Origin of the sequence: Mesorhizobium sp. BAC0120, assembly GCF_033542235.1 — a bacterium.
In the GTDB taxonomy this organism is placed as follows: domain Bacteria; phylum Pseudomonadota; class Alphaproteobacteria; order Rhizobiales; family Rhizobiaceae; genus JAWRCU01.
In genome coordinates, this window is the sequence record NZ_JAWRCU010000005.1 from 254,616 (window position 1) to 278,409 (window position 23,794).

Below are 23,794 nucleotides of genomic sequence, written 5' to 3' on the forward strand. Positions count from 1 at the left end.
TCAGGCTGGCGAGCCGGCATTCGGCCACATGGCGGGATCGGATACGGCGAAAGCCGAGCGCCGGCTCTGGCCCGCTACCGAGCGATCCTGTTCCATGGGTCTCCTCCGGCTGCGATCGCCGCTGCGGCCTTTCCTCCCAGCCGCCGCGACGCCTGAACTGGTCACGCATTTCAATTCATGTTATATGCGTGATATTTATTGCGTCAAGCATGATATAATCACAAGTCGGCTCTCACTGATTTGAATGGCCGCGAGCGCACGGGCCTCGGCATTCCGGCTTGATGCAGCAGTGCCATGGCAAGCACCGGACGGATCACCAAGCGCTGCAAGCCAAAGTTGCCGAGGCGATTTCGCGAGAAGGGCCAACCTACTGATTTCACAAGATATTTCCGCGCATTTCGCAAGAGGTGTCAGCCGACTGCGGAGCATGACCCCGGCTATCCAGATCGGCGCCACCTGTTCTCGGCTTAGTCGGTCAGGCAGTCCTGGCCGGCTTCCTGGAGCATTGACACCCTTCAATCTATCTGAAAAAAATTGCTGTGTCTGCAAAAAACTTCATGCGCCATGTTAATTCTGTGATATGAAAAACGAGGCGCGTGGTTCCGATGTCAGGCGCTCGCTTCCGATGTATCTGTTGCTGGATCGCGATGCCGGAGCACAGAGGAGAAGACGTAATGGCTGGTGGCGAGTTCGGGGCAACGCGTCCGGACAGAATATCTCCATGACAGGCAACCTCCTTATAGGCATCGACTCCGGGACGTCAGTCATCAAGGCTGTGGCCTTCGACCTAGTCGGCCGTCAAATCGCGTCGGCTTCGGTGCCGAATCGCTACGACTCCGGCCCGGACGGGTCGGCGACACAATCCTTGGCAAGGACGTGGGCTGACTGCGTTGCTGCCCTGCGTGCGCTTGGTGAGAAGGTGGAGGGGCTTGCTTCCCGAACCGCCGTAATCGCGGTGACGGCTCAGGGCGACGGCACATGGCTCGTGGGCGAGGGCGACGTCCCGGTTGGCGATGCCTGGCTGTGGCTGGATGCACGGGCTGCCGGGACAGTTGCGGCTCTGACGACGGGACCACTCAATCGGGCACGGTTCGAGGCGACCGGCACGGGGCTCAACACCTGCCAGCAAGGCAGCCAGCTCGCATGCATGGACCGTATGGACCCGGAACTTCTAGATCGCGCCGAGGTGGCGCTTCACTGCAAGGACTGGCTCTATCTCAATCTCACCGGCGTTCGGGCTACGGACCCTTCCGAGGCGAGCTTCACCTTTGGCAACTTCCGCACTCGCCGATATGACGAGATCGTCATCGAGGCGCTTGGCCTCAGCCATCGCCGTAAACTCCTTCCGGAGATCATCGATGGTACGCTGGTCACTCATCCACTGACCGACCAGGCAGCCAGCGCAGCCGGGCTGCGTGCGGGGACGCCGGTTTGCCTCGGCTATGTCGACATGGTGATGACGGCGCTGGGCGCCGGCGTCTGCGGGGGTACCGGAGACGTCGCTTGCTCGATCGTCGGCTCCACGGGCGTCCATATGAGAGCAAAGCCGGTCGATGAGGTGCATCTCAACGCCGAAGGGACTGGCTATGTGATCGCCCTGCCCATTCCGGGGCGGGTGACGCAGGTGCAGACCAACATGGCCACGACGCTCAACATCGACTGGGTGCTCAACATGGCCGCAGACGTGCTGCGGGACATGGGGCACGAGGCGAGCCATCGCGACTTGGTCGGTCGCGTCGATGGCTGGCTTGCTGGCAGCACTCCGGGCCAGATCGTCTATCATCCCTACATTTCCGAGGCCGGTGAACGCGGTCCGTTCGTCAACGCGAACGCGCGGGCCGGATTCATCGGTCTGTCGCTCCAACACCGTTATGCCGACCTGGTGCGTGCCGTGGTCGAGGGCCTCGGCTTGGCCATGCGCGACTGCTATGCCGCAATGGGCGAGCTGCCATCGGAGCTGCGACTGTCGGGCGGCGCGGCGCGCTCGGCGGGCCTTAGGGGCGTTCTTTCGGCGGCGACCCATGCCGCGGTGCGGGTTTCGGCACGCGAGGAAGCCGGCGCAGCCGGCGCCGCCATGATGGCCGCCGTCGCCATAGGCGTCTATCCCGACATGGACGCCTGCATTGCCGAATGGGTGACGCCGCTTCTTGGCCCGGCCGAGGCGCCCGACCCCGCGTTGGCGGCTGTTTACGACCGCCTATTCCCAGCCTTTGCCGCCGCCCGGCGCGAGCTCGTTCCCACCTGGGACGCGCTTGCCGCCGCGCGCCGCGCCTGAGGTGCAGCGGCCTCTTAGGAGCAAGACATGAAGACCGAATCCGGGATTATCGACCTCTTCGTGATAGGAGGCGGCATCAACGGCGCGGGCATCGCACGGGATGCGGCGGGCCGTGGCCTTTCCGTGGTGCTTTGCGAAAAGGACGACCTCGCGGAGGGAACGTCATCGCGCTCGGGCAAGCTCGTGCACGGGGGCCTGCGCTATCTCGAATACTACGAATTTCGGCTGGTGCGCGAGGCGCTGATGGAGCGCGAGGTGCTGATGAATGCTGCCCCGCACATCATCTGGCCAATGCGCTTCGTCCTGCCGCATAGCCCTGAGGACCGGCCTGCCTGGCTCGTCCGCTTGGGGCTTTTCCTCTATGACCACCTTGGCGGCCGCAAGAAGCTGCCAGGTACCCGCACGCTGGATCTGACGCGCGATCCGGAAGGCGCGCCCCTGCTCGACCAGTTCACCCGGGGCTTCGAATATTCCGATTGCTGGGTGGATGATGCGCGCCTGGTGGTGCTCAATGCCGTCGACGCGGCCGAGCGCGGCGCCGAGGTGTTGACCCGCAGCGCTGTGGTTTCGGCGCGGCGCGACAACGGAGCATGGACCGTCACGACGAGGAACTCGCTTTCGGGCGAGACCCGCTCCTTTCGCGCGCGCTGCATCGTGAATGCCGCCGGACCGTGGGTTTCCGACATAATCGGGCGCGTGGCGGGATCGAATTCCGCGCGCAATGTGCGGCTCGTGAAGGGAAGCCACATCATCGTCCCGAAATTCTGGCCGGGTGCGAATGCCTACCTCGTCCAGAACCACGACAGGCGCGTGATCTTCATCAATCCCTATGAGGGCGACAAGGCGCTGATCGGCACAACGGACATCCCGTATGAGGGCCGTCCGGAGGACGTGGGGGTGGATGAGAGCGAGATCGAGTACCTGATGGCCGCCGTAAACCGCTACTTCAAGGAGAAGCTGCGGCGTACCGACGTGCTGCACAGCTTTTCGGGCGTGCGCCCTCTGTTCGACGACGGCAAGGGCAACCCCTCGGCCGTCACGCGCGACTATGTCTTCGACCTCGATGAGACCGACGGCTTGCCTTTGCTGAACGTCTTCGGCGGCAAGATCACGACGTTCAGGGAGCTTGCCGAGCGTGGGCTCAATCGGCTGAAGCACGTCTTCCCGAAAATGAGTGGAGACTGGACCGAGAATGCGCCTCTTCCGGGCGGCGAGATTCCGAACGCGGACTACGAGAGCTTCGCCAACAGCCTGCGTGACACCTATCCATGGATGCCGCGCAGGCTCGTCCACCACTATGGGCGGCTCTACGGCGCGCGTACGAAGGACGTGGTCAAGGGCGCGACAAGCCTGGCGGGGCTTGGCCGCCATCATGGCGGACTTCTCTACGAGGCCGAGGCGCGTTACCTCGTCGCGAAGGAATGGGCGCTCACTCCGCAGGACGTCCTGCTGCGGCGTACCAAGCATTACCTGCACATGAGCGAAGCCGAGCAGGCCGCTTTCGCCGCCTGGTTCCAAGCCGAACGTTTTGCCGACGCGGCGTGAGGGCGGCACGAGTTCCGCACGCCGATCTTCCCTTTGCCCTGAACGGACACCAATGCCACTGACGCTTTCACTCAACACGAACCCACTCGTGAACCGCTTTGCCGAACCCGACGATCTCATCGACACGGTGGCGCGGGACCTGCGTATTCGTGACCTGCAGCTGACACATGAATTCATCAACCCGAGCTGGCCGGCATCGGTAACGCGCCGGCTGACGCGCCGGATGAGCAGCGCGCTTGCCCGCACGGGCGTGCGGATCACGAGCGGCATGACTGGGCCCTACGGGCGTCTCAATCATTTCGGTCATCCCGACCGCGACGTCCGCCGCTATTATGTGGACTGGTTCAAGACATTCGCGGATATCACAGCCGATCTCGGCGGTTTCTCCGTCGGCACGCAATTCGCCATCCTGACGTACAGGGACTACGACGACCCCGAGCGTCGCGAGGAACTGATCCGGATCGCGATCGACTGCTGGGCCGAGGTGGCCGAGCATGCCAAGGCAGCCGGACTGCTATACGTCTTCTGGGAGCCGATGAGCATCGGCCGGGAGTTCGGTGAGACGATCGCTGAATGCATGAAGCTGCAGGACCGCCTGACTGCCGCCAACATGGCCGTACCGATGCGGATGATGGCCGACATCGACCATGGCGACGTGACCAGCGCGAATCCTGACGACTACGATCCTTACGCCTGGGCACGCGCGGTGCCGAAGGTCTCGCCCATCATCCATATCAAGCAGAGCCTGATGGACAAGGGAGGACACCGTCCTTTCACGGCCGATTTCAACGCCAGAGGCCGCATCCACCCCGAGCCGTTGCTCAAGGCATTCGAGGACGGCGGGGCGGCGGACAACGAGATCTGTCTCGAGCTCAGTTTCAAGGAGCGTGAGCCGAATGACCGGCAGGTGATCGCACAGATCGCGGAGAGCGTTGCATTCTGGGCGCCGCATATCGATACCGGAGTGCGAAGCCTCAAAATCTGAGAGCGGCGGAGGAGAATGCATAATGGCGCGGCGCAACGGTGAACATGATCACGACCAATCCCTGGCCATTCGCGCTGCATGGCTGCACTACGCGGGTGGCCTCACACAGGCTGCGGTAGCCGAGCGGCTGAGGCTGCCGTCGGTCAAGGCGCACCGGTTGATCGCGCGGGCCGTCGCGGATGGAGTGGTGAAAGTCTCGATCGATGGCGAGATCGTCGAATGCGCTCTCCTGGAAGATCAGCTCTGCCAGCGTTTCGGGCTCGATTTCTGCGAGGTCGCTCCCGACCTCGGTGAGGTGGGATTGCCGCTGCGTGCGCTCGGGCTTGCCGGGGCAGGATTCCTGCGGCGCGAGATCGAGCGAGGCGATCATGGAGTGATTGGCCTCGGCCACGGTCGGACCCTCGCAGCCGCCGTACACCAGCTGCCGCGTTTCGAAGCGGGGAGGGTGCGTTTCGTCTCGCTTCTCGGCGGGCTGACGCGAAACTATGCCGCGAACCCGCACGACGTGATGCATCGTCTCGCCGAAAAGACCGGGGCGCAGGCCTATGTGATGCCGGTGCCCTTCTTCGCCAATTCAGCGGAAGACCGCGAGGTTCTGCTTGCGCAACGGGGCGTGCGCGAGGTGTTCGAGATGTCGAACAATGCGGGACTGAAGATCGTCGGCATCGGCACGGCGGATGCGGACGCGCAACTCGTGGCCACGGGCATGATCGAGCCGCGCGAGATCGGCGAGATCACGGCGGTTGGAGGCGTGGGGGAGATGCTCGGCCATTTCTTTGACGCGAAAGGCCGTGTGCTGGAGACCACGCTCACGGCCCGCACGCTCGCTGTCGATCTCGACGGCCCCGCCGAAAGCCGGATCGTCGCCATTGCCGGCGGCACCTCGAAGGTTCAGGCGATCAGGGCCGTGCTCCAGAGCCGACGGCTGAACGGGCTGATCACCGACGAGCCGACTGCATTGGCCCTCGCCGGTTAGTAACCTATGCACGCGATGGCGGCCTCGTAGGCGGCCTGCATCTTTGCGAGGGCCGACAGCTCGGGTTGCGGCGCTCCCAGATGGAGATGCCGCAAGTACTTCGTGAACTCCGACGATAGCTGCGGGCCGCCCTCTTCAAGAGCGTATGCGCGTGTAGCGAGCTCCGTCGACGGAAGCGTGTGGCGCAGCCCCAACTGCCAACGAGTTATCTCCCAAAGACTCGTGAGTTCGGTTCAGCGGAGCGAGCCACGTGCATTCAGGCCAAACACTCGTTTAAGGCCGGAGACTGTCAATAGGTCGCCCGCCCGCCGCTGAGGTCGAAGGTGAACCCCGTAGTAAAGCTGCAAGCCGGTGAGATGATCCAGGTGATCATCTCCGCCGCTTCACGGATCTCGCCGCAGCGCTGCATTGGTATTTTGGCGGTCATATACTCAACCGTTTGCTGCGGCAAAGCGTCTACCATCGGCGTGCGGATGACGGCCGGGGCGAGAGCGTTCACGGTAATTCCTGTAGTCGCGTAGTCCTTACCCATCGATTTCACCATGCCGATCAAGCCAGCCTTGGTGGTCGAATATGCGGTCATGCCGGCGTTGCCATCCTTACCGGCGATCGAGGCCAGATGGAGGATGCGGCCGTAGCCGTTTGGTAGCATGCGCCGCAGGGCCGCCTGCGAGACCACCAGTGCGCCGCGCAGGTTTACCGCATGCACGCGGTCAAAATCGGCGAGATCTACCTCATGGGCCTTGATGTTGGTGGCGCCGGTAATGCCAGCGCAATTCACAAGCGCCTCGAGCGACGAAAACTCGTCGTCAATGGCGGAGAAGACGGTCTCGACCGCAGTGGGGTCATTCACGTCGAGCTTCCAGGCTCGGGCGCGACCGCCCGCCGCGCGTATCTCGGCCGCGGTGCGTTCGGCACCTACGCCGTCGATATCGAGACAGGCGATCCACACACCGAGGCCGGCGAGATGCCCAGCTGCGGCGGCACCGAGGCCACTGGCAGCGCCAACGACGGCGGCGTGATAGCCGCGATCAAAGCTCTTAAACATGCGCTTCTTTCTTCTTGAAAATCGGGGAGGATTGTCAGTGCTGGGTGACGCCTCAAACGGCTTCGCGTTCCAGTACCGCGCGCAGGAAGCGGCGCAGACGCTCGTTCTTGGGATTACCGAAGATCTCGGTTGGCGAGCCCTGCTCGACGATGACGCCGCCGTCCATGAAGATGACACGGTCGGCAACATCACGGGCGAAGCTCATTTCGTGGGTGACGATCAGCATGGTCATGCCTTGTCTCGCCAGATCGCGTATTACCGCCAACACCTCGCCGACGAGTTCCGGGTCGAGCGCCGAGGTGACCTCATCAAGCAGCAGCAAGCGCGGCTGCATTGCTAGACAGCGGGCAATCGCGACGCGCTGTTTCTGACCGCCAGAAAGCTGAGTGGGGTAGGCATCGGCGCGCTCGGCTAGCCCTACCTTGGCCAAGAGCCGCAGCCCTTCGGTGATGGCTTCTTCACGCCGCACCTTGCGGACATGAATAGGCGCCTCAATGACGTTGCCGAGCGCCGTCATGTGTGGGAACAGGTTGAAGTGCTGGAAAACCATGCCCATGCGGGTACGAAGCGCATTGATGTCGGTGGCCGCGGTGAATTCGCGGCCCTCAAAGATCATACGCCCGCCCGTCGGTTCTTCCAGACGATTGAGGCAGCGGAGCAATGTGCTTTTGCCCGAACCGCTCGGCCCGATGATGGCGATGCTCTCGCCCTCGGCCACGGAGAGGTCGATTTCGCGCAGAACTTCGTGGTGGCCGAAGGCCATACGCAGACCTTCGATGCGCAGGATCTCATTCATCGCGGCACCCTGCGTCGCTCTAGCCCCTTAGCCAGTTGTGACAACGGTAAACAGATCGCCACGTAGATGATGCCCGCCATGACGTAAATTTCCAGGCTGCGGAAGGACTGGCTGGCCGCGTCGTAGGAGCGGTACATGATCTCCGGCACGGCAATTGTCAGCGCCAGGGACGTGTCCTTGACCATAGCGATGACGAAATTGGTGAAGGGCGGCAGGATTAGCACTGCGGCTTGGGGTAAGATGATCCGCCGCATGGCGAGCGGCGACGGCATACCGAGACTGCGGGCCGCCTCGTACTGGCCACGATCAACGGCCTCTATCCCTGCACGAAATACTTCCGCCGCATAGGCGCCGCCAATCAGGCCAAGCGTCAGCACTGCTGCCGAGAACGGATCGAGTCGGATGTCAAACGATGTTAAGCCAAAATAGATGATAAAGAGTTGCAACAGGGCAGGCGTGGCACGGATCAGCTCGATGTAGGTACCGGCTGCAGCGCGCAGCCAACGCTGCTTGCTCATGCGCGCGAACGCCGTCAAAAGGCCGAGGACGATGCTCCCAATCAGGGCTAGCACGGTCAACTCCAAGGTTACTATCGCCCCGCGCAGGATGTATGGGAAGTAGAGCTGGGCGAGGTTAAGAAAATCCAGCATGGACTAGGAGACTCCGAACCAAGACAGGGTGACGGAAGACACTAAGTGTCTTCCGTCTGGATTAGTCACTTCGGCACGCCGGTGATGTAGGCCGGGTTGGTAAGGCCATAACTGTCCATGATTTGTTTGTCGTCGCCGGCCGACTGCATCCGGCGGATTTCCGCATCGAACGCTTCGATCAGCGATTCCGTGCCTTTTTTGGCGAAGACGTAGTGCGTCGCTGGGAATTTGTCGCTGCCGAGATATTCGGGCGATAGATACTCCACGACCTTGAAGTCGTAAGATGGGTTCTTCTGCAGCGCGTAATCGAAGGTGTAACCCCACCAGATCGCCGCATCAAGGCGACCGGCCTTGAGGTCGAGTAGCATCGGGTCTGCCGCGTCGAACTTGCGGATATCCTCAATGTCGTAGCGCTTCTTCAACTCCTCGGCTTCCAGTTCCTGCGCCGAGCCGCGCACTGTGCCGATGACCTTGCCCTTGAGGTCCTCGACCCTGCCAATCCCGCCTTCTTTGCGGGAGATGAGCACGTCGATGCCGTACCAGAACGGTACCTTGTTATAGGCCATCACCTTCTCCCGCTCGGCAGTCCGGTAGAGGCCGGCAATGACGTCGACGCGGTTGCCTTCCAGTGCTGGTCCGAGTGCGGCATGGACGAGCACAACCGGGTCGACCTCGACGCCGATCGACTTGGCGATTGCCCGAGTGAAGTCGGCGTCAATGCCTTTCCATTCGCCTGAATCTATGTCGATCCAGGTTTCGGGAGGGATGCTGAAGGTGCCGACGCGCAGAAAGCCACGCTTCTTAATCTGAGCGAGCAAGTCCTCTTCCTGCGCTGAGGCCGGAAGGCTGTTAAGCAGAGCTACACCCGTCACCCCGGCGAGCACTGTGGTGAAGTCACGACGTGTCAGTTTGCTGTTCATGGCTTTGTTCCCCTTTGATGTTTGCGGTTAATGATATCGATCGTGCAGTGCGGCAGATCCAGCGGAGCTGCGTCCTTAGAGTTTCGGGAGAGCGTCGACGAAGCGGCGGATTGCCGAGAGGCCGAAGGGCGTGCAAACGGTGGAGGGTAGGGGCGCGGTACCTGCCTGAGTGTCCAGGCGCATAGCCGCGACGCGCTTGCCGTAGGTCACAAGGTGGTCGATGCTCTCCTCCAGGAAGACGATCAAGGGCAGTACGTCACGATAATTCTTCTCGGCTTGCGCGTCGTCTCCGGCGCGCATGGCATCGTAGACCTTGACGAAGATGTCAAAGCTCTCACCACCCGGGATAACGCCGGCAGCGCCCGCGCGTAGAACATCGGGCAGTTCGTAGCCGCCGCGACCGTTGAAGACATCAAATAGCCCATCCGTCTCCTCGATGAGTTGGGCAATCGCGACCCCGCTGCCTTCGGTCTTCGCGACACGGAAATTGGGATGGCGCTGGGCCAGTTTGCGAAGGCCGGCATTCGAGAGGCCGATGCCTAGATACTGCGGCGCGTTCTGGATGCCGACTGGAAGGTCGATCTTGTCGATAATGGCGCTGAAGAAAGCGAGGAGTTGCTCTTCGCTGACGTGCGACACCGGTGGCGGTTGCAGCACCAACCAATCAGCGCCGCGTTCTTTAGCCATGCGGGCGAATTCAATCTGCCCAGCGACACTATTCTCGGCCACGGTGACACTAAGCGGCACGCGCCCGGCATTTGCCTCGCTGACCCACTCGAGGAGTTGGAGGCGATCATTGCGAGACAGTTTGTTGACCTCGGATGCTAGCCCGAGCACGGCAAGGCCGTGCACGCCGTGCTTAACCATCGCTTCGACGGAGGCGACAACTGGCGCCTGCAGAAGCCCCCCCTTCTCATCGAAGAAGGCATAGATCATGGGGTAAACGCCATGGAATCCAGATCGTGTTTTGACCAAGGTCGAGCTCCTTGTTTATCGCTAAACAAGCGCTATCAAACCGCAAACTGCTTGGCAAGCCCCAGCGATGAACGAGCTGATACTTCCCTAAGCTCACACTCGGCGACTATCCAACAGCCGGCGTGTTGCCCAGGACGACGCGTTGCCAGGGCGAAGCTCCGGCGCAAGTAACGGCGGAAGCTGCGCCATTCATCAATGCGCACCCAAGCCGCGTATCATCGCCGCTTCCTCGCAGATCACGATGTACGCAACCCATTACGTGAGCCCAAATCGGACTGAGTGAAGTGCGCCTATGTCGACCCGCCAATCTGCACGACCACGGGAACTATTGTCTCTCGATCCCTGGGAGGATTGCCGTGGAGTGTCTCCAGGACAATTTCACCAGCCTTTGCACCCATGAAGTAGGCGGGCGACGCTACTGTCGTTAGCACTGGGTCAGTGTACTGCCAGATATCGAACGCGTTGAACCCTGTCACAGAAATGTCCTTCGGCACACATAGGCCTTGCTGCACAGCCCATTTCAGGGCTGCGATGCCCATTTGGTCGTTTCCGCCCATCAATGCAGACGGCCAGTCAGACTTGTCGACCTCGTCCTCGAGGGCGGCCTGGGTCGCAATTATGCCGCCGTCGCCGCAGAGGATGACTCGAAAATGCTCCGCTCGGCCCGCGTCTAGCATCGCTGATCGTGCTCCCGCGATACGCTGCTCGATTGCCGGCCAGGAAACTTCAGGTGCCAGGAACGCGATACTCCTAATTCCGCGTTGCAGCATGTGAACGGCGAGCGCTTTGGCACCCCCGAAATCGTCCTGCCGGATGGAATATAGATGCGGCTCATTAGGTACAGGCTCTTGGAACACGATAACAGGCTGCCCCAGGGTAGCAAAACGCGCGATCATACGTTGGCGAAGTGTCTGCCGACCTGACAGGAAGACACAAAGTGCGTCCGTCTCGTGGCGCTTCATCAATGCCGCTTTTTGCAACTGCGATGCTGTCATACCATGCACCACGAGAGCGTAGTCGCGCTGGTTGAGGTAATTGCTGAGGCCTGCAACAAGATATGTGATGAAGGGATCGGCAAGAAACGTTGGAGATTCATCGACAATCAGTATCGCGATGGAAAAGCGCTTAGAGAATTTCAGGCTGCGACCACTGGCGTGAGGACGGTAGCCGAGTTCTCGGATCGCGCGCTCAACCGTGGCGCGTGTTTCCTTGGTCATCGAGCCGAAACGCCCGTTGACGACATTGGAAACTGTCATCGACGAGACGCCGGCAGCGCGGGCAACGTCGGCGACGGTCGGTCTATTTGCTGGCATGTTCACACCATTTGAGCCAATTTCGGCCGGCGGCGGCGACCGTTGATTCCACGGTCCGAGCCGGGGTGGAAGGGCCCAGACGTGCCGGCCATTGCTTTCTGCCGGATCCAGACTTGTCGTTCCCCTTAAGCACCGCCGTGCCCTGAGCTTTCTTGCCCGGTAGTTTCATCCGCGAGCTTAAGCTTCAAGGTTCATTGCGATCTCGGGGTAAGCCTGGAGTCATACACGAGTTAGAATCTGTGTTAAGCGGTTGTGAATAATCGCTAGTCAGCACCATTCTCGGTGATGATCGGGAACGATGGGTTCGTCAACGCCGATCATGTCCGGCTGACGATTGGCGGCTAAAACGGCGTCCTTCCCTTGCCTTCTGCGAGGAGGGAGCCTGAGAGGAGGACGAGGGCGTCCCGCTAAAGCTACCATCGCCGCCGCGAGGCAGGTACGTCTGGCTCGCGACGGGTTTCGGTTCGCCGGAGATACTCGGTCCGCGTCACGTTCGATAGTCTTCTGGGACGTCGGCCGCAGGCGCGGAATCCGTTGACGGGACTGGCCTGGCGGTTCGCGGCATGCACGCCGCACGCGCCCATCCCGCGCTGCAGGTTCGTTCTCTGGACGGCTTTTGGCACTAGTTGCAGCGCATTCGGCGCCTTCCTGCGACCTGCCGCTGAAGCCAGTGGACGTGAATTGCGGCCACGGATCAGGCACGCCCATATAAAATCACATAAAAAAATCACAAAATCACACAGAACATGTTGAAATTGTTGTGACGGATGTCATATTCAAGGCATAGCCGCTGGGTCGCGGGAGACATGTTTTGAAGCGGGAAGAACGCAGGCAAGCGATCATCGACCTGTTGCTCGAGAAACGGGCCGTCGATCTCGACGATCTGGCCGCGCGTTTCGCCGTATCGAAAATGACGATCCACCGGGACCTGGATGATCTCGAGCAGGGCGGTCTGCTCCGCAAGGTGCGCGGTGGGGCGACCATCGAGGCAGGCACTCAGTTCGAGAGCGATTTCCGCATCCGGGAAAAGCAGGACAGCGCTGCCAAAGCCCGCATGGCGCGGGCGGCGCTCGAACTGGTGGAGCCCGGCATGACAGTGATGATCAACGACGGCTCCATGGCCGCGCTGCTGGGCGTTGCTCTGCAGGAAAAGCGTCCCGTCACGATCATAACCAACAACGCCGCGATCATCGATCAGATGAAGGGCGAGCCGGGCATCACGGTGATCGCTCTCGGCGGCGTGTTCAGCACCAAGTTCAACGCCTTCTTCGGCATCGTGACAGAAGCGGCACTATCACGGTTGCGCGCCGACATCGCCTTCATCTCGACGCCGGCCGTTTCCGGGCTCAAGGCCTTCCACATGGACGACGCGGTAGTTCGTGCCAAGCGGGCGATGATGGCCGCCGCGGGCCGCTCATGCCTGCTCGTCAACCATCAGCGTTTCGGCCGTTCGGCCTTGCACGTTCTGGCCGACCTCTCCGAATTCGACGCCATCATCACCGACGACTTTCCCGTCCCGGAACATCGCACTGCCCTCGACCGGGCTGCGATCACCCTCACTGTCGCAAAGGATTGAACGATGACCCGATCGCCGCAGGTCTGGATCGGCACGAGTTGGAAGATGAACAAGACGCTGGCCGAAGCGCGCGTCTTTGCTGAAGGGCTGAAGGCCGCCGACGCCGCGCGAGACCCGCGAATCCAGCGCTTCGTGATCCCGCCCTTCACCGTGGTTCGCGAAGTGAAGGCGATGTTGAAGAACAGCTCGGTCAAGGTCGGCGCGCAGAACATGCACTGGGCCGACGAGGGTGCCTGGACGGGCGAGATCTCGCCCGTGATGCTGAGGGATTGCGACCTCGACATGGTGGAGATCGGCCACTCCGAGCGACGCGCATATTTCGGCGAAACCGACGAAACCGTTGGCCTGAAGACCGAAGCCGCAGTTCGCCACGGGCTGATCCCGCTCATCTGCATCGGCGAGACCCTGGCGGAGCGCGAGTCTGGCCGCGCTCGTGAGATATTGGAAATCCAAGTGAGCTCGGCGCTTTCGCGGCTTGCTGAAGCGCAGAAGGATGCCCCGATCCTGCTGGCCTACGAGCCTGTCTGGGCGATCGGCGTGAACGGCATTCCCGCAACCGCCGACTATGCCGACACACGGCAGGCCGAGATCATCGCCGTGGCGGAGGTCGTGCTTGGCCGTCGCGTACCCTGCCTCTACGGCGGTTCGGTCAACCCCGACAACTGCGAGGAGCTCATCGCTTGCCCGCATGTCGATGGCCTGTTCATCGGGCGCTCTGCCTGGAAGGTCGAGGGATATCTCGACATCCTCGCCAGATGCTCCGCAAAATTGTGAAAGGAGACATACCAATGAAAGTTGCAATTGCCGGAGACAGTGCAGGCGAGGGGCTGGCCAAGCTGCTCGCCGACTATCTGAGTGACAAGCATGAGGTCGACGAGATCTCGCGCACCGACGCCGGCCCGGACCCCTTCTATGCGAATCTGTCCGACCGGGTCGCCACCGACGTTCTGTCGGGGAAATACGAACGCGCCATTCTCATCTGCGGCACCGGCATCGGCGTCAACATTGCGGCGAACAAGGTGCCGGGCATCCGGGCCGCGCTCACGCACGATACCTATTCGGCCGAGCGTGCGGCGCTGTCGAACAACGCCCAGATCATCACCATGGGCGCGCGGGTGATCGGCCCGGAACTGGCAAAGGCCGTTGCCGACGCATTCCTCAAGGAGTCTTTCGACCCGAACGGCCGCTCTGCCGGGAATGTCGCCGCCATCGACGCGGTGGATTCCAAGTACAACGCGCGCTAAGCGTTTCGAGGGGGCACGACTCGCCACTTAGGACCCGCAGAAGGAATCATAGATGGCCCGCATCACACTTCGCCAGCTTCTCGATCATGCCGCCGAGCAAGGCTATGCCGTTCCGGCATTCAATATCTCCAACATGGAGCAGGGTCTGGCGATCATGGCTGCGGCCAATGCTTGCAACGCGCCCGTCATCCTGCAGGCAAGCCGCGGCGCGCGTGCCTATGCGGGCGACCGCGTGCTTGCACGGCTGATCGATGGGTTGACCGAGATGTATCCCGATATTCCGGTCTGCATGCATCTCGATCACGGCAACAATCTCGCCACCTGCGTTACTGCGATCCAGAACGGCTTCACGTCCGTGATGATGGACGGCTCCCTCAAGGCCGACGGCAAGACCCCGGCCGACTATGCCTACAACGTCGATATCACCCGCCGGGTCGTGGAAGTTGCGCATGCGGCGGGCGTGTCGGTGGAAGGCGAGTTGGGCGTGCTCGGCTCGCTCGAGACCGGTATGGGCGATCAGGAAGACGGTCATGGCGCTACCGGCAAGCTCGGGGAGCACCAGCTCCTGACCGATCCGGTCGAGGCCGAAAAGTTCGTCGGCGAAACCGGTGTGGACGCGCTAGCGATCGCGATGGGCACCAGCCACGGGGCTTACAAATTCACGCGCAAGCCCGACGGTGCGATCCTTGCCATGCATGTGATCGAGGCGATCAACCGCCGCCTGCCGAACACACACCTTGTCATGCACGGTTCGTCGTCGGTGCCCGAGGACCTGCAAGCCATCATTAATTCATATGGCGGTGACATCAAACCGACCTGGGGCGTGCCGGTCGAAGAGATACAGCGCGGTATCAGGAGCGGCGTTCGCAAGGTGAACATCGACACCGATAACCGTCTCGCCATGACCGCCGCGATCCGCAAGACGCTGGCCGAGGATCCGGCCGAATTCGATCCGCGCAAATATCTCAAGCCGGCCATGGCGATGATGACCGAAGTCTGCAAGGCGAGGTTCGAGGCTTTCGGTACGGCTGGCCATGCCGACCGCATCCGTCCGCTGCCGGTGGAGGCCATGGCGAAGCGCTACTGAAGCGATATCCCTTCGATACCGTAGAACCGCGCCGCATTTCCGGCGAAGATGTCGAGCAACTCCCGATCGCTGAGATCGGCGAAGGTCCGCCGAAAGCTCTCATAGGTCTGCCGAAAACTGGCGAAGCGGGTCACGACCGGGTGGTCGCTCGCCAGCATGCAACGTCCGGGACCGAACGCGTCGAGGCAGGTCAGCAGGACCTCGCGCAGACTCGCTTCGGTCCATTCCGGATCATAGGCGACGAGATCGGACACCTTGAGGACGAGATTGGGCGCCCGCGCCAGCGCATGCAGGCCAGCCCTCCATCTCGCCATGCCTTCCGCGCTGCGGTCGAAGGGCGAGCCGCAATGGTTGAGGGCAAACTTGATGTCGGGGAAGGCACGCAAGAGGTCGAGCGCGTCCTCCACCTGCCACGGCGAAATCAGCATGTCGAAGGAGAGCCCGAGCCGGCCGAGAGCGGCCACTCCGCGTCGCCAGGCGGGGTCGGCCATGCGATGGCGGTCGAGCACCATGGATTTGGAAGGGTCCGGGTGCCAGCTCAGGATCTGCCTTATGCCGGCCACCCGACCATGGGCTGCCATAGCTTCCAGGAGCCCATCCACCTCGGGACTTGCCAGGTCAGCATAGCCGACATAGCGTGCCGCGATACCCGCAGGCTTCTCCAATCCATCGAGCCAGGCGATTTCGCCGAGCGGATCGGTCGGGTCCCAATTGGCTTCGATATGCACGCTTGCGACGATGTCGTAGCCGCTGGCCTCGCGCAGATAGTCCGCGGGCAGGCAGTTGCGTGCCAACTGCGGATCGGTCTCCCCGCGCAGCCATGGATGCCGGTCGAGCGACAGGTCCCAGAGGTGATGATGGGCGTCCACGATCGGGCCGGCATAGAGACCGTTTTCGTCACGAAGCGCCTTCATTATCGGCCCATATGCAGGCGCCGGCCGATCTGGTCGGTCAATGTCAGCCACCGCCTGGCGATCCGGCCTTCCTGGGCCGTCGCGTGGGCGAGCGCCTCCTTCTGCATCGCCGCAAGTCGCTCGACGGGCAGCGCGGCCGCGCCGTCCAGTTCCTCCGCCAGCTCCACGAAGCGTTGAGCAGCTTCAACGCCCCCGAGCCGGGGAGCGACGTCCCGCTCCAGGAATTCCGCCCATGACAGGTCGGGATCCCAGGAGAAGCGGGCAAAGGCGAGGTAGCTGATTTCCACCGTGGCGAAATAGTCGGACGGCTCGCCCCAGACTGTGAGGCCCTCCATGCCCAATTGCCTGCCGCGTGTCGACATGTCGGCGAACGTCCTGGCGTTGAGCGCGTAACGCTCTGTGCGTTCGTCGCCGTTCCACTGGCAGGCGAACTGGCAGCGCAGGACATTGGGCTGCATCGGCAATGCAGCGACATAGGCCGGATCGAGCTCGGTACGCAGGCGCTTCCAGTAGCTGCGGTTCGCCGTGTGCTGATAGATGGCGCCGCGCGGCAGCGCCTTCTGCGCTTCGGACGCAACCGGTTCGAGCAAATTGTCCCACTGCATTTCGCAATAGATCCAGAGATCGGGCCGCTTGGCCTTTGCGGCGCGGTACAGACGCGGGAAGTTTGCGGCCATGTCGGTATGCGACCATGAATCGCCGTGGTCATCCTGGCGACGTTTGGCTTCCTCGTCATTTGCACGGCGGGCCTTGCAGCGCTCGCAGCCGCAGACGCCATAGTCGCCGCTCTCGATATTGATCCCGCCGATCTCGAAGGTCTCGGCGAGCCAGGAAATGGCCTCCTCCATCCAGTCCATCACCTCGGGAGCGCTTGGGCATGCGCTGACCGTGTAGTCTGAATGGGGGAAGTTGAGGGGGAACGCCAGGTCGGCGATCTGGAAGCCGACGCCCTTCTCCATTTTGGCGGAATGCTGAGGATTTTGCTTCAGCCAGGTCGCCAGATTGTAGCGATGATTGCCTTCCCAGTAGACGCCGCCATAGGCACCGATCGCGATGCCGGGAATGATCCGGACGCCGCGCTCGTTAGCGTATCGGCACAATTCCTGCGCCGCTTCGATGCCGCCATGGCTGTCGCGCAGGAAGCCGTAGATGACGATAGCGGCGATGCGGTTCCTCGAGCAGAAATCGACGAGGCGCCGGTAGTCGTCCAGAAAGCCCTTCGGGGGCTTCTGGAACGGGTTGAATACGCCGATCTCCTGCTGGCCGATCTGCGAGAGCTCCCAGTTGGTGGAGTGGTCCCAGGTCCAGAAGGTCCGGTAGGCGAGCCCGGGTTCGCCGCTGACCGGGCCACCGCTGAGGAAGGCGGCGTCGAGGTGCCGGCCGGCGCGCTCGATCAATTCCTCGACGCCATAGATCACACCGGAGAAGGGGCCGCCGCGCACCTCGACCGTGTCACCGTCGAGGCTGATCACATAGGCGCCTTCCTTCAACGACTCGTCCATCGTGAGGCGCACACGTACGCCCCCATCCGATACGCGCTTGTCCGAAGCGAGGGATTCCCGCAGGCGGCGGGCTGCGTGCGGGTGTTGGCTTTCGCCTTCAATGATCATGTCTGACGTTCCTCCTCAGATTGACACAGTAGACCAGCTACAATATCAAATATCAACGTGAAATTTTGCTAGTGAAACCAGCGCTGCCGGCCAGGTACATAGCAGGGAGCCGCCATGTCTGCCCAAACCCAGATGCTCATTTCCGGCCTCCAGCAAACCTGGCCGATGCCGTCGGCGCCGAGGCCAATCACCATTCTGGGGGCAGGTGGGATCGTTCGCGACGGGCATCTGCCTGCCTACCGCAAGATGGGCCTTCCGGTGGCGGGCGTATTCGATCTGAATATTGATGTCGCCCGCACGCTCGCGGCCGATTTCGACGTGCCTGTGGTTCATGAGACGCTCGATGCGGCACTGGCTGCCTGCGGCACGGAAGGCGTCTTCGACCTGGCGCTGCCACCTGCGGCAATCCTGTCGACCGTCGAAAGGCTGCCTCAGCGCAGCGTGGCGCTCATCCAGAAACCGCTCGGCCCGGAAGGCGCGACCGCACGCCGGATCGTTGACGTCCTCGATGCAAGGTCGATCACGGCCGCGACCAATTTCCAGCTTCGATTCACCCCTTCGATGCTGGCCATTCGCGATGCAGCGCGCAAGGGCCTGCTGGGCGATATCGTCGATGTCGAGGTCAGGCTTGCCGTCTACATGCCCTGGGAGCTCTGGTCCTTCATCCCGCACCTCGATGCGGTCGAAATCCCGCTTCATTCCATCCACTACCTGGACTGGATCCGCTCGTTGATCGGTGAGCCGGCGAGCATCTATGCGAAAGCGGTCAAGCATCCGCGCTATCCCAAGCAGGCCGATGCCCGCTCAAGCATCATCCTCGACTACGGTGATCGGGTGCGCTGTGCACTCTCGCTCAACCACACCTACAACTATGGCCCCGAGCATATCGAGGCGACCATCCGCGTCGAGGGAACCAAGGGCGCTGCGCATCTGACGGTCGGTTATCTCATCGACTACGTCCGCCCCGTGCCGGAGAGGCTGGAGATCATCACGGAAGGGGGAAGTTGGACCAACCTCCCGCTGCAGGGCGAGCGCGTGCCCGACGCCTTCGGCTTCGTGATGGCCAATCTGCAGCGCTACGTGGCCGGCGAGGATCCGACGCTCGATACCGACGTCCACGACTCCGTTCGCACGATGGCGCTTGTCGATGCCGCGCTGCAATCGAGCCGGATCGGCGGCGTGGTGCCTGAAGTCGTCTAATCGACTTTCGTATACGAAATTTCGCTTTCATGGATTAAAATTGTCGGCTAGCTTTTGCGACGGGCTGTCGAAAGAAGCGCTGCCCGTTGAATGGAGGACTCGCGCTCCGACGGGGGAAGCGCGAGAAAACAAAGAAGGGAACGTAGCGATGAGCAGTGTTTGGAATTTCTCGATAACGCGAAGACATCTTCAGGCAGGCTGCGCTGCCGCGGCTCTCGCCCTGTCGTCGATCGGCATGGCCATGCCTGCATCGGCGCAGGACGTGACCACCATCAAGGTGCTCAACTGGCAGCCGGGCGGCCCCGACTACTGGGCAGCCCTGGTCAAGGCCTTCGAAGCCGAAAATCCGGATGTGAAGGTGGAGCTCGAGACGGTTCCCTTTGATCGTTATCCCGAAGTCCAGGGGCCATACATCGCGACCAAGAGTGGCCCCGACGTCATGGAGAACAACAGCGGTCTCGAACTCTACGATCGCCGCTCGGCCTACATTCCGCTCCCGGCCGACCTCGTCAAGAGCGCGGGCAGCGACCTGATCACCTATAGCGGCGGCTGCCTGAATTTCGATGCCAGCCAGGCCTGCTACGGATTGCCCTTCGGCTATCAGGGCAACGTGATGTACTACAACAAGAAGGTGCTGAAGGAGGCTGGGCTCGATCCTCAGAATCCGCCGAAGACATGGGACGAGATGGACAAGGCCTGCAAGGCCGTGGCCGCGATCGGCAAGACCTGTCTCGCACATGGCATGACCGGCGTGTTCCCGGCCTATTGGAACTTCCCCGAGATCGCGCGAAACTATCTGAGCGAGGACGACATGCGCGCCGTGCTCGCCGGCGACATGCCTTGGACCGATCCGAAGATGAAGAGCATCCTCGAGGCCATGGCTTCCATCGGCAAGCGCGGCTGGATCAATTCCAACTCGCCCTCGATCTCGATGCTGCCCGATGGCGCGGACATCTTCTCGAGCGGCAAGGCGGCCTTCGCCAGCACCATCATCGCCGATGCCGTCAACTGGCAGGCGTTTGGCGCAGCGCTTGGCGATGAGAATGTCGGCGCGATGCGGTGGCCGGTCCTGGTGCCCGATGCTCCCCTCGCAAACAGCTTCAGCGGCGTCGAAAGCTCGGTATTCGGCGTGACTTCCTGGTCAACCAAGCAGGAGGCAGGACTGAAATTCGTGAAGTTCATCGCGGGCAAGAAGAATGGCGATCTCCTGATCTCGGTGGGCGGCGGGATTCCGCTCAATAAGAATGTCGATACCACCCTATTCCCCAAGTCCGAGGCGCTAGCGCAGATCCGCGAGATCATCAAGAAGCCGACGCTCCATGTCGGCGTGCTGCTGAGCGGTCAGGAGGCCGACGCGCTCGCCCGCGGCTGGCAGGAAGTGACGCTCGGCCGCATCAGCGTGGATGACTGGGTGGCTCGTATGCAGGTCGCGCTGGAAGAAAGCCCGGGCAAGACCAAGGAGTGATGGGAACGGCGGGGCCGCGTGCGGCCCCGCCTTCTTTGAGCAAGGCGCGAAACCATGAGTTCACAGACAATGCCGAACCAGGCAGCCGGTGCAGTCCGGGTGCATCGGCGCCGGAAGTTCGGCTTGTCGCCTCTCGCGGTCGCGCTGGTGCTGCCGGGCGTGGTGCTTGCCATCCTGTTCAAGCTCATGCCGCTCGTCCATGCACTATGGCTCAGCCTGCTCCGGACACGCGGCTTCGAGGACCCGACCTTCGCCGGTCTGCGCAATTACTACTCGGCGTTCCGCGACCCGGTCGTGGCACAGGCCTTCCGAAATGCCATCATGGTGTTCCTCACGCTGCCAGTCTGGATTTTCCTGCCGCTGATCATTGCGCTGCTCCTGTTTCAGCGGACGCCCGGCTGGAAATTCTTCCGGGCCGTCTATTTCCTGCCCTACATGATCGCCCCCGTCGTGGTCGGCATCATGTTCCGGCAGATCCTTGCGCCGGAGGGACCGCTCAACGCGTTGCTCATCGCAATTGGGCTCTCGCCGCTCGCCATCGAGTGGCTGAACGGTCCCAACAGCGCGCTCTTCTCGCTGACCAGCGTCGCGCTCTGGAGCTTCTTCGGTCTCGGAGTCCTGACCTATCTCTCGGGGCTCGCCACGGTACCCCAGGATATTGTCGAAGCGGCCCGGCTCGACGGTGCGGGCTTCTTCCGGCTTCTGGTCAGCGTCGCGATGCCGCTCATCAGGCCCGTGATCGGCTACTGGACCGTGCTCTGCATGTCGAGCATGCTGATCTGGATGTTCCCGCTTATCTATGCACTGACGCGCGGCGGGCCGGGCAGCGCGACGATGCTGCCGGAGTATCTCGTCTTCACGACCACTTTCGAATTCCTCAATCGCGGGAAAGGCGCCGCCATAGGCATGGCGCTTTTCGTCTTCGCCGCGCTCGTCTCGGCTTTCGTGGTCCGGCGCATGTATCGGGAAGGGACGGGGAGGTCGTCATGAGCGCAGCCGCGATCCAGCTACGCCGACCCGGGCCAAGCGGCCGCATGCTCCGCAGCCTGGCGAGGTGGCTCGTCACCTTTGCGCTGGTCGTCGTCGCCGTCGGCGCCCTCTATCCGCTGCTTTTCACGATCATCAATTCGCTGAAGTCGCGGGTTGCCTATGCGCAGAGCCCCTTGGGTCTGCCGGCGAACATCACCTTCGAGAACTACCTGGAGACCTTCAGCCGCATACATGTGCCGCGGCTTCTGTTCAACAGCATCGTGACCACGGCAGGCGGCCTGGTGCTGTCCACCGTCGCGGCACTTTTTATCGCCTATGCCGTGACCAAGCTTCGCATGCCTGGCGGTAATCTAGTCTTCCTTTTCATCATTTCGATGCTCGTCATCCCGAGCCAGGTCGTGATCTATCCGCTCTACGACACCATTCTCAGCTTGGGATTTGGCGGCACCTATCAGGGATTGATCCTGGCCTATGCCGCATTCGGCCTGCCGATGAGCACCTACCTTCTCGTCGCTTATTTCCGGGCGATTCCCGACGAGTTGATCGAGGCGGCGCGGCTGGACGGGGCAGGGGACATGCGCATTCTCTTCCAGGTGCTGCTGCCGGTCTCGACGCCGGCCATCGCCGCACTCTCCATCCTCAATTTCGTCTGGATGTGGAACGACCTGCTGTTGCCGCTCGTCATCATGGGCGGTTCGGGCAACACCACACTCATGGTCGGCGTCGCACTGCTTTCGGGCCAGTACGACGTCTCGATCCCGCTCATCAGCGCAGGCCTGATCGTGGCGCTGCTGCCGGTGATGATCGTCTATCTCGTGTTCCAGCGCCAGATCCTGAACGGCGCCATTGCGGGGGCTGTGCGATGATAACGAAGGGACCAGGCGAGGCGGTGCTTTTCATCTATCGGCTGAAGCCGGGCATGGGACCGGAATATGACCGCGCGCATGAGGCGGTCTGGCCGGAAATCCTGGAGGTGATCGATGAGGCCGGCATCTACGACTACCAGATCTGGCGCCATGGCGATCTGGTTGTCTCCCGCATGCGCACACGGCACGGCTTCGATCACGCGAGCTCCGTGACCGGCGCAAGTGCCGTGCAGAAGCGCTGGACGGAATCCCTCGGTCATGTCTTCGCCGATATCGCGGATGCGAATGGCGAGCCTCTCTGGCTGGAGGAAGTGTTCCGCCACCGCGTCCATACGCCGGCAGGAGATCGGTCGTGAGGACCGTGCCCTCACGTCGGGCGCGCCGGAGGCCGTTTTTCTCGGATTGGGGCCAGGGGAAAATTCGGCGCGGGCAGTGTGCCGTCGAAGGCTTGCGTGACCGCGCTCGCCGCATCGAAAAGGGCGCGGCAGGCATCGTCGAAGCTCACCCGCTCTTTGGCCGAGGGCAGATAGGGCATGGTGAGAGCGGCCATGGCGTGGCCCTCGGAATCGAGGATCGGGAAGCTCACATCGGTGATGCCCTGCAGTCCCTCGCCGGCGATCATCTCATATCCGCGGCGATGGATGGCTTCGATCCGCTGTTCGAGCGCCTTGGCCGTGTCCTGAGAAACCGTCCGCTCGATTTGTTGGAAAGCCCAGTCCTTGATGGCGGGTCGCTGGAAGGCAATCAGCACGCGACCGGAAGCCGTTGCGGCGGCAGGGTTCTGCGTGCCAACGCGCAGCCGGAAACCGAGCGGCGCGGGACTGTCGACCTGAGCGACGACGCGGATATCGAGATGGTCGAGCACCGCGATATGCATGGCCTGGTAGGCCTCGACCGAGGCCGAGGTCATGATCGGCAGGGCGATATCGAGCATGCGCCGCATCGGCGGATAGCGGTTGGAGAGGTCGTGCAGCCGGTTGGACAGGAAAAGCCCGTCGTCGCCCGGCCGGCGCTGGATAAAGCCGCGCCGTTCGAGCACCATCACCACGCGGTAGACCTCCTGCAGCGATCGGCCAAGCAACTGGGCGATTTCGCTCTGGGTGACGCCGCGGGACATGCCTGCAAGCAATTCGAGGACATCGAGCCCCTTTTCGAGCGCAGGCGCGCCATAGGCCTGCTTGGTCTCGGCTGCGCTCGGCGTCTTGGCAGGTCGAGCGGTCGTCGTGCTGGTCTTCTTCGGCATATGGCCCCGTCGGTTGGAAACGACGAGTACTATCATATAAGAAATCAAGTTTCCGTCTATAAAATTTGTCGTCCTCCTGCGACACATCCCGCCGGGCCAGGATCCGCTTCCTTCAA

Annotated in this window: 22 protein-coding genes; 13 read left to right on the forward strand and 9 right to left on the reverse strand. The window is 62.1% G+C overall.

All coding sequences use genetic code 11. The features are described 5' to 3' along the window. Positions 1-721: 721 nt before the first annotated feature. From SAZ10_RS14195 to SAZ10_RS14210, 4 genes are read left to right on the forward strand one after another with little or no spacing between them, the layout of a single operon-like run. Positions 722-2,275, forward strand: a complete 1,554-nt coding sequence (locus SAZ10_RS14195; RefSeq protein WP_318609892.1) for an FGGY-family carbohydrate kinase — start codon at positions 722-724, stop codon at positions 2,273-2,275. Positions 2,276-2,302: 27 nt separating this feature from the next. Continuing rightward, entirely contained in the window at positions 2,303-3,820 is a 1,518-nt protein-coding gene (locus SAZ10_RS14200; RefSeq protein ID WP_318609893.1) for a glycerol-3-phosphate dehydrogenase, read from the forward strand. A gap of 52 nt (positions 3,821-3,872) precedes the next feature. Beyond that, positions 3,873-4,805 (forward strand): sugar phosphate isomerase/epimerase family protein, encoded by a 933-nt coding sequence (locus SAZ10_RS14205; RefSeq protein ID WP_318609894.1) that lies wholly within the window; start codon positions 3,873-3,875, stop codon positions 4,803-4,805. A 22-nt stretch (positions 4,806-4,827) separates the two neighbouring features. After that, the gene (locus SAZ10_RS14210; RefSeq protein WP_318609895.1) at positions 4,828-5,781 is read left to right on the forward strand and encodes a sugar-binding transcriptional regulator; all 954 of its coding nucleotides are present in this window, start codon (positions 4,828-4,830) and stop codon (positions 5,779-5,781) included. Positions 5,782-6,070: 289 nt separating this feature from the next. Here SAZ10_RS14210 and SAZ10_RS14215 read toward each other — a convergent pair whose 3' ends face one another. The 6 genes from SAZ10_RS14215 to SAZ10_RS14240 form a co-directional block, all read right to left on the reverse strand. Next, positions 6,071-6,829: an SDR family NAD(P)-dependent oxidoreductase gene (locus SAZ10_RS14215; RefSeq protein ID WP_318609896.1), complete on the reverse strand. Its 759-nt coding sequence runs from the start codon at positions 6,827-6,829 to the stop codon at positions 6,071-6,073. A gap of 52 nt (positions 6,830-6,881) precedes the next feature. Next, complete coding sequence (locus SAZ10_RS14220; protein WP_318609897.1) at positions 6,882-7,625, reverse strand: amino acid ABC transporter ATP-binding protein; 744 nt, start codon at positions 7,623-7,625, stop codon at positions 6,882-6,884. Beyond that, positions 7,622-8,275: an amino acid ABC transporter permease gene (locus SAZ10_RS14225; protein ID WP_318609898.1), complete on the reverse strand. Its 654-nt coding sequence runs from the start codon at positions 8,273-8,275 to the stop codon at positions 7,622-7,624. Before SAZ10_RS14225 ends, SAZ10_RS14220 begins: the two co-directional genes overlap by 4 nt. A 65-nt stretch (positions 8,276-8,340) precedes the next feature. Then, positions 8,341-9,195 (reverse strand): ABC transporter substrate-binding protein, encoded by an 855-nt coding sequence (locus SAZ10_RS14230; protein ID WP_318609899.1) that lies wholly within the window; start codon positions 9,193-9,195, stop codon positions 8,341-8,343. Positions 9,196-9,270: 75 nt separating this feature from the next. Further along, positions 9,271-10,170, reverse strand: coding sequence for a dihydrodipicolinate synthase family protein (locus SAZ10_RS14235; RefSeq protein ID WP_318609900.1), 900 nt, complete (start codon positions 10,168-10,170; stop codon positions 9,271-9,273). A gap of 290 nt (positions 10,171-10,460) precedes the next feature. Then, positions 10,461-11,483 (reverse strand): LacI family DNA-binding transcriptional regulator, encoded by a 1,023-nt coding sequence (locus SAZ10_RS14240; RefSeq protein ID WP_318609901.1) that lies wholly within the window; start codon positions 11,481-11,483, stop codon positions 10,461-10,463. An 811-nt stretch (positions 11,484-12,294) separates the two neighbouring features. Here SAZ10_RS14240 and SAZ10_RS14245 point away from each other — a divergent pair. From SAZ10_RS14245 to fba, 4 genes are read left to right on the forward strand one after another with little or no spacing between them, the layout of a single operon-like run. Further along, complete coding sequence (locus SAZ10_RS14245) at positions 12,295-13,059, forward strand: DeoR/GlpR family DNA-binding transcription regulator (protein WP_412535215.1); 765 nt, start codon at positions 12,295-12,297, stop codon at positions 13,057-13,059. 3 nt (positions 13,060-13,062) lie between these two features. Continuing rightward, entirely contained in the window at positions 13,063-13,833 is a 771-nt protein-coding gene (locus SAZ10_RS14250) for a triose-phosphate isomerase (RefSeq protein WP_318609902.1), read from the forward strand. A 14-nt stretch (positions 13,834-13,847) separates the two neighbouring features. Then, positions 13,848-14,303 carry an RpiB/LacA/LacB family sugar-phosphate isomerase gene (locus SAZ10_RS14255; protein ID WP_318609903.1) on the forward strand — a complete coding sequence of 152 codons (456 nt, stop codon included), beginning with the start codon at positions 13,848-13,850 and terminating at the stop codon, positions 14,301-14,303. A 52-nt stretch (positions 14,304-14,355) separates the two neighbouring features. Then, a complete protein-coding gene (gene fba, locus SAZ10_RS14260; RefSeq protein WP_318609904.1) occupies positions 14,356-15,390 on the forward strand; it encodes a class II fructose-bisphosphate aldolase in 1,035 nt (344 codons plus the stop codon). Here fba and SAZ10_RS14265 read toward each other — a convergent pair. Then, a complete protein-coding gene (locus SAZ10_RS14265) occupies positions 15,384-16,304 on the reverse strand; it encodes an amidohydrolase family protein (RefSeq protein WP_318609905.1) in 921 nt (306 codons plus the stop codon). The two genes, fba and SAZ10_RS14265, sit on opposite strands and share 7 nt — an antisense overlap. After that, positions 16,304-17,914 carry a hypothetical protein gene (locus tag SAZ10_RS14270; protein ID WP_318609906.1) on the reverse strand — a complete coding sequence of 537 codons (1,611 nt, stop codon included), beginning with the start codon at positions 17,912-17,914 and terminating at the stop codon, positions 16,304-16,306. The genes SAZ10_RS14265 and SAZ10_RS14270 overlap by 1 nt, the downstream gene beginning before the upstream one ends. A gap of 114 nt (positions 17,915-18,028) precedes the next feature. Here SAZ10_RS14270 and SAZ10_RS14275 point away from each other — a divergent pair, with 114 nt between their 5' ends. The 5 genes from SAZ10_RS14275 (at position 18,029) to SAZ10_RS14295 (ending at position 22,791) form a co-directional block, all read left to right on the forward strand. Beyond that, complete coding sequence (locus tag SAZ10_RS14275; RefSeq protein WP_318609907.1) at positions 18,029-19,114, forward strand: Gfo/Idh/MocA family oxidoreductase; 1,086 nt, start codon at positions 18,029-18,031, stop codon at positions 19,112-19,114. 148 nt (positions 19,115-19,262) lie between these two features. Continuing rightward, positions 19,263-20,579 (forward strand): ABC transporter substrate-binding protein, encoded by a 1,317-nt coding sequence (locus SAZ10_RS14280; protein ID WP_318609908.1) that lies wholly within the window; start codon positions 19,263-19,265, stop codon positions 20,577-20,579. A 54-nt stretch (positions 20,580-20,633) separates the two neighbouring features. Next, positions 20,634-21,569 carry a sugar ABC transporter permease gene (locus SAZ10_RS14285; RefSeq protein ID WP_318609909.1) on the forward strand — a complete coding sequence of 312 codons (936 nt, stop codon included), beginning with the start codon at positions 20,634-20,636 and terminating at the stop codon, positions 21,567-21,569. Beyond that, positions 21,566-22,435 (forward strand): carbohydrate ABC transporter permease, encoded by an 870-nt coding sequence (locus SAZ10_RS14290; RefSeq protein ID WP_318609910.1) that lies wholly within the window; start codon positions 21,566-21,568, stop codon positions 22,433-22,435. Before SAZ10_RS14285 ends, SAZ10_RS14290 begins: the two co-directional genes overlap by 4 nt. Next, complete coding sequence (locus SAZ10_RS14295) at positions 22,432-22,791, forward strand: L-rhamnose mutarotase (RefSeq protein ID WP_318609911.1); 360 nt, start codon at positions 22,432-22,434, stop codon at positions 22,789-22,791. The genes SAZ10_RS14290 and SAZ10_RS14295 overlap by 4 nt, the downstream gene beginning before the upstream one ends. Before the next feature lie 11 nt (positions 22,792-22,802). On the opposite strand, the gene SAZ10_RS14300 is transcribed toward SAZ10_RS14295, so the two are convergent. After that, a complete protein-coding gene (locus tag SAZ10_RS14300; RefSeq protein WP_318609912.1) occupies positions 22,803-23,678 on the reverse strand; it encodes an IclR family transcriptional regulator in 876 nt (291 codons plus the stop codon). Between the last annotated feature and the right edge of the window lie 116 nt (positions 23,679-23,794).

Excerpts from the sequence above, each read along its gene's own strand:
- SAZ10_RS14195 (WP_318609892.1), top strand. The coding sequence starts at position 722 with ATGACAGGCAACCTCCTTATAGGCATCGACTCCGGGACGTCAGTCATC.
- SAZ10_RS14200 (WP_318609893.1), top strand. The coding sequence starts at position 2,303 with ATGAAGACCGAATCCGGGATTATCGACCTCTTCGTGATAGGAGGCGGC.
- SAZ10_RS14205 (WP_318609894.1), top strand. The coding sequence starts at position 3,873 with ATGCCACTGACGCTTTCACTCAACACGAACCCACTCGTGAACCGCTTT.
- SAZ10_RS14210 (WP_318609895.1), top strand. The coding sequence starts at position 4,828 with ATGGCGCGGCGCAACGGTGAACATGATCACGACCAATCCCTGGCCATT.
- SAZ10_RS14215 (WP_318609896.1), bottom strand. The coding sequence starts at position 6,829 with ATGTTTAAGAGCTTTGATCGCGGCTATCACGCCGCCGTCGTTGGCGCT.
- SAZ10_RS14220 (WP_318609897.1), bottom strand. The coding sequence starts at position 7,625 with ATGAATGAGATCCTGCGCATCGAAGGTCTGCGTATGGCCTTCGGCCAC.
- SAZ10_RS14225 (WP_318609898.1), bottom strand. The coding sequence starts at position 8,275 with ATGCTGGATTTTCTTAACCTCGCCCAGCTCTACTTCCCATACATCCTG.
- SAZ10_RS14230 (WP_318609899.1), bottom strand. The coding sequence starts at position 9,195 with ATGAACAGCAAACTGACACGTCGTGACTTCACCACAGTGCTCGCCGGG.
- SAZ10_RS14240 (WP_318609901.1), bottom strand. The coding sequence starts at position 11,483 with ATGCCAGCAAATAGACCGACCGTCGCCGACGTTGCCCGCGCTGCCGGC.
- SAZ10_RS14250 (WP_318609902.1), top strand. The coding sequence starts at position 13,063 with ATGACCCGATCGCCGCAGGTCTGGATCGGCACGAGTTGGAAGATGAAC.
- SAZ10_RS14255 (WP_318609903.1), top strand. The coding sequence starts at position 13,848 with ATGAAAGTTGCAATTGCCGGAGACAGTGCAGGCGAGGGGCTGGCCAAG.
- fba (WP_318609904.1), top strand. The coding sequence starts at position 14,356 with ATGGCCCGCATCACACTTCGCCAGCTTCTCGATCATGCCGCCGAGCAA.
- SAZ10_RS14265 (WP_318609905.1), bottom strand. The coding sequence starts at position 16,304 with ATGAAGGCGCTTCGTGACGAAAACGGTCTCTATGCCGGCCCGATCGTG.
- SAZ10_RS14270 (WP_318609906.1), bottom strand. The coding sequence starts at position 17,914 with ATGATCATTGAAGGCGAAAGCCAACACCCGCACGCAGCCCGCCGCCTG.
- SAZ10_RS14275 (WP_318609907.1), top strand. The coding sequence starts at position 18,029 with ATGTCTGCCCAAACCCAGATGCTCATTTCCGGCCTCCAGCAAACCTGG.
- SAZ10_RS14280 (WP_318609908.1), top strand. The coding sequence starts at position 19,263 with ATGAGCAGTGTTTGGAATTTCTCGATAACGCGAAGACATCTTCAGGCA.
- SAZ10_RS14285 (WP_318609909.1), top strand. The coding sequence starts at position 20,634 with ATGAGTTCACAGACAATGCCGAACCAGGCAGCCGGTGCAGTCCGGGTG.
- SAZ10_RS14290 (WP_318609910.1), top strand. The coding sequence starts at position 21,566 with ATGAGCGCAGCCGCGATCCAGCTACGCCGACCCGGGCCAAGCGGCCGC.
- SAZ10_RS14295 (WP_318609911.1), top strand. The coding sequence starts at position 22,432 with ATGATAACGAAGGGACCAGGCGAGGCGGTGCTTTTCATCTATCGGCTG.
- SAZ10_RS14300 (WP_318609912.1), bottom strand. The coding sequence starts at position 23,678 with ATGCCGAAGAAGACCAGCACGACGACCGCTCGACCTGCCAAGACGCCG.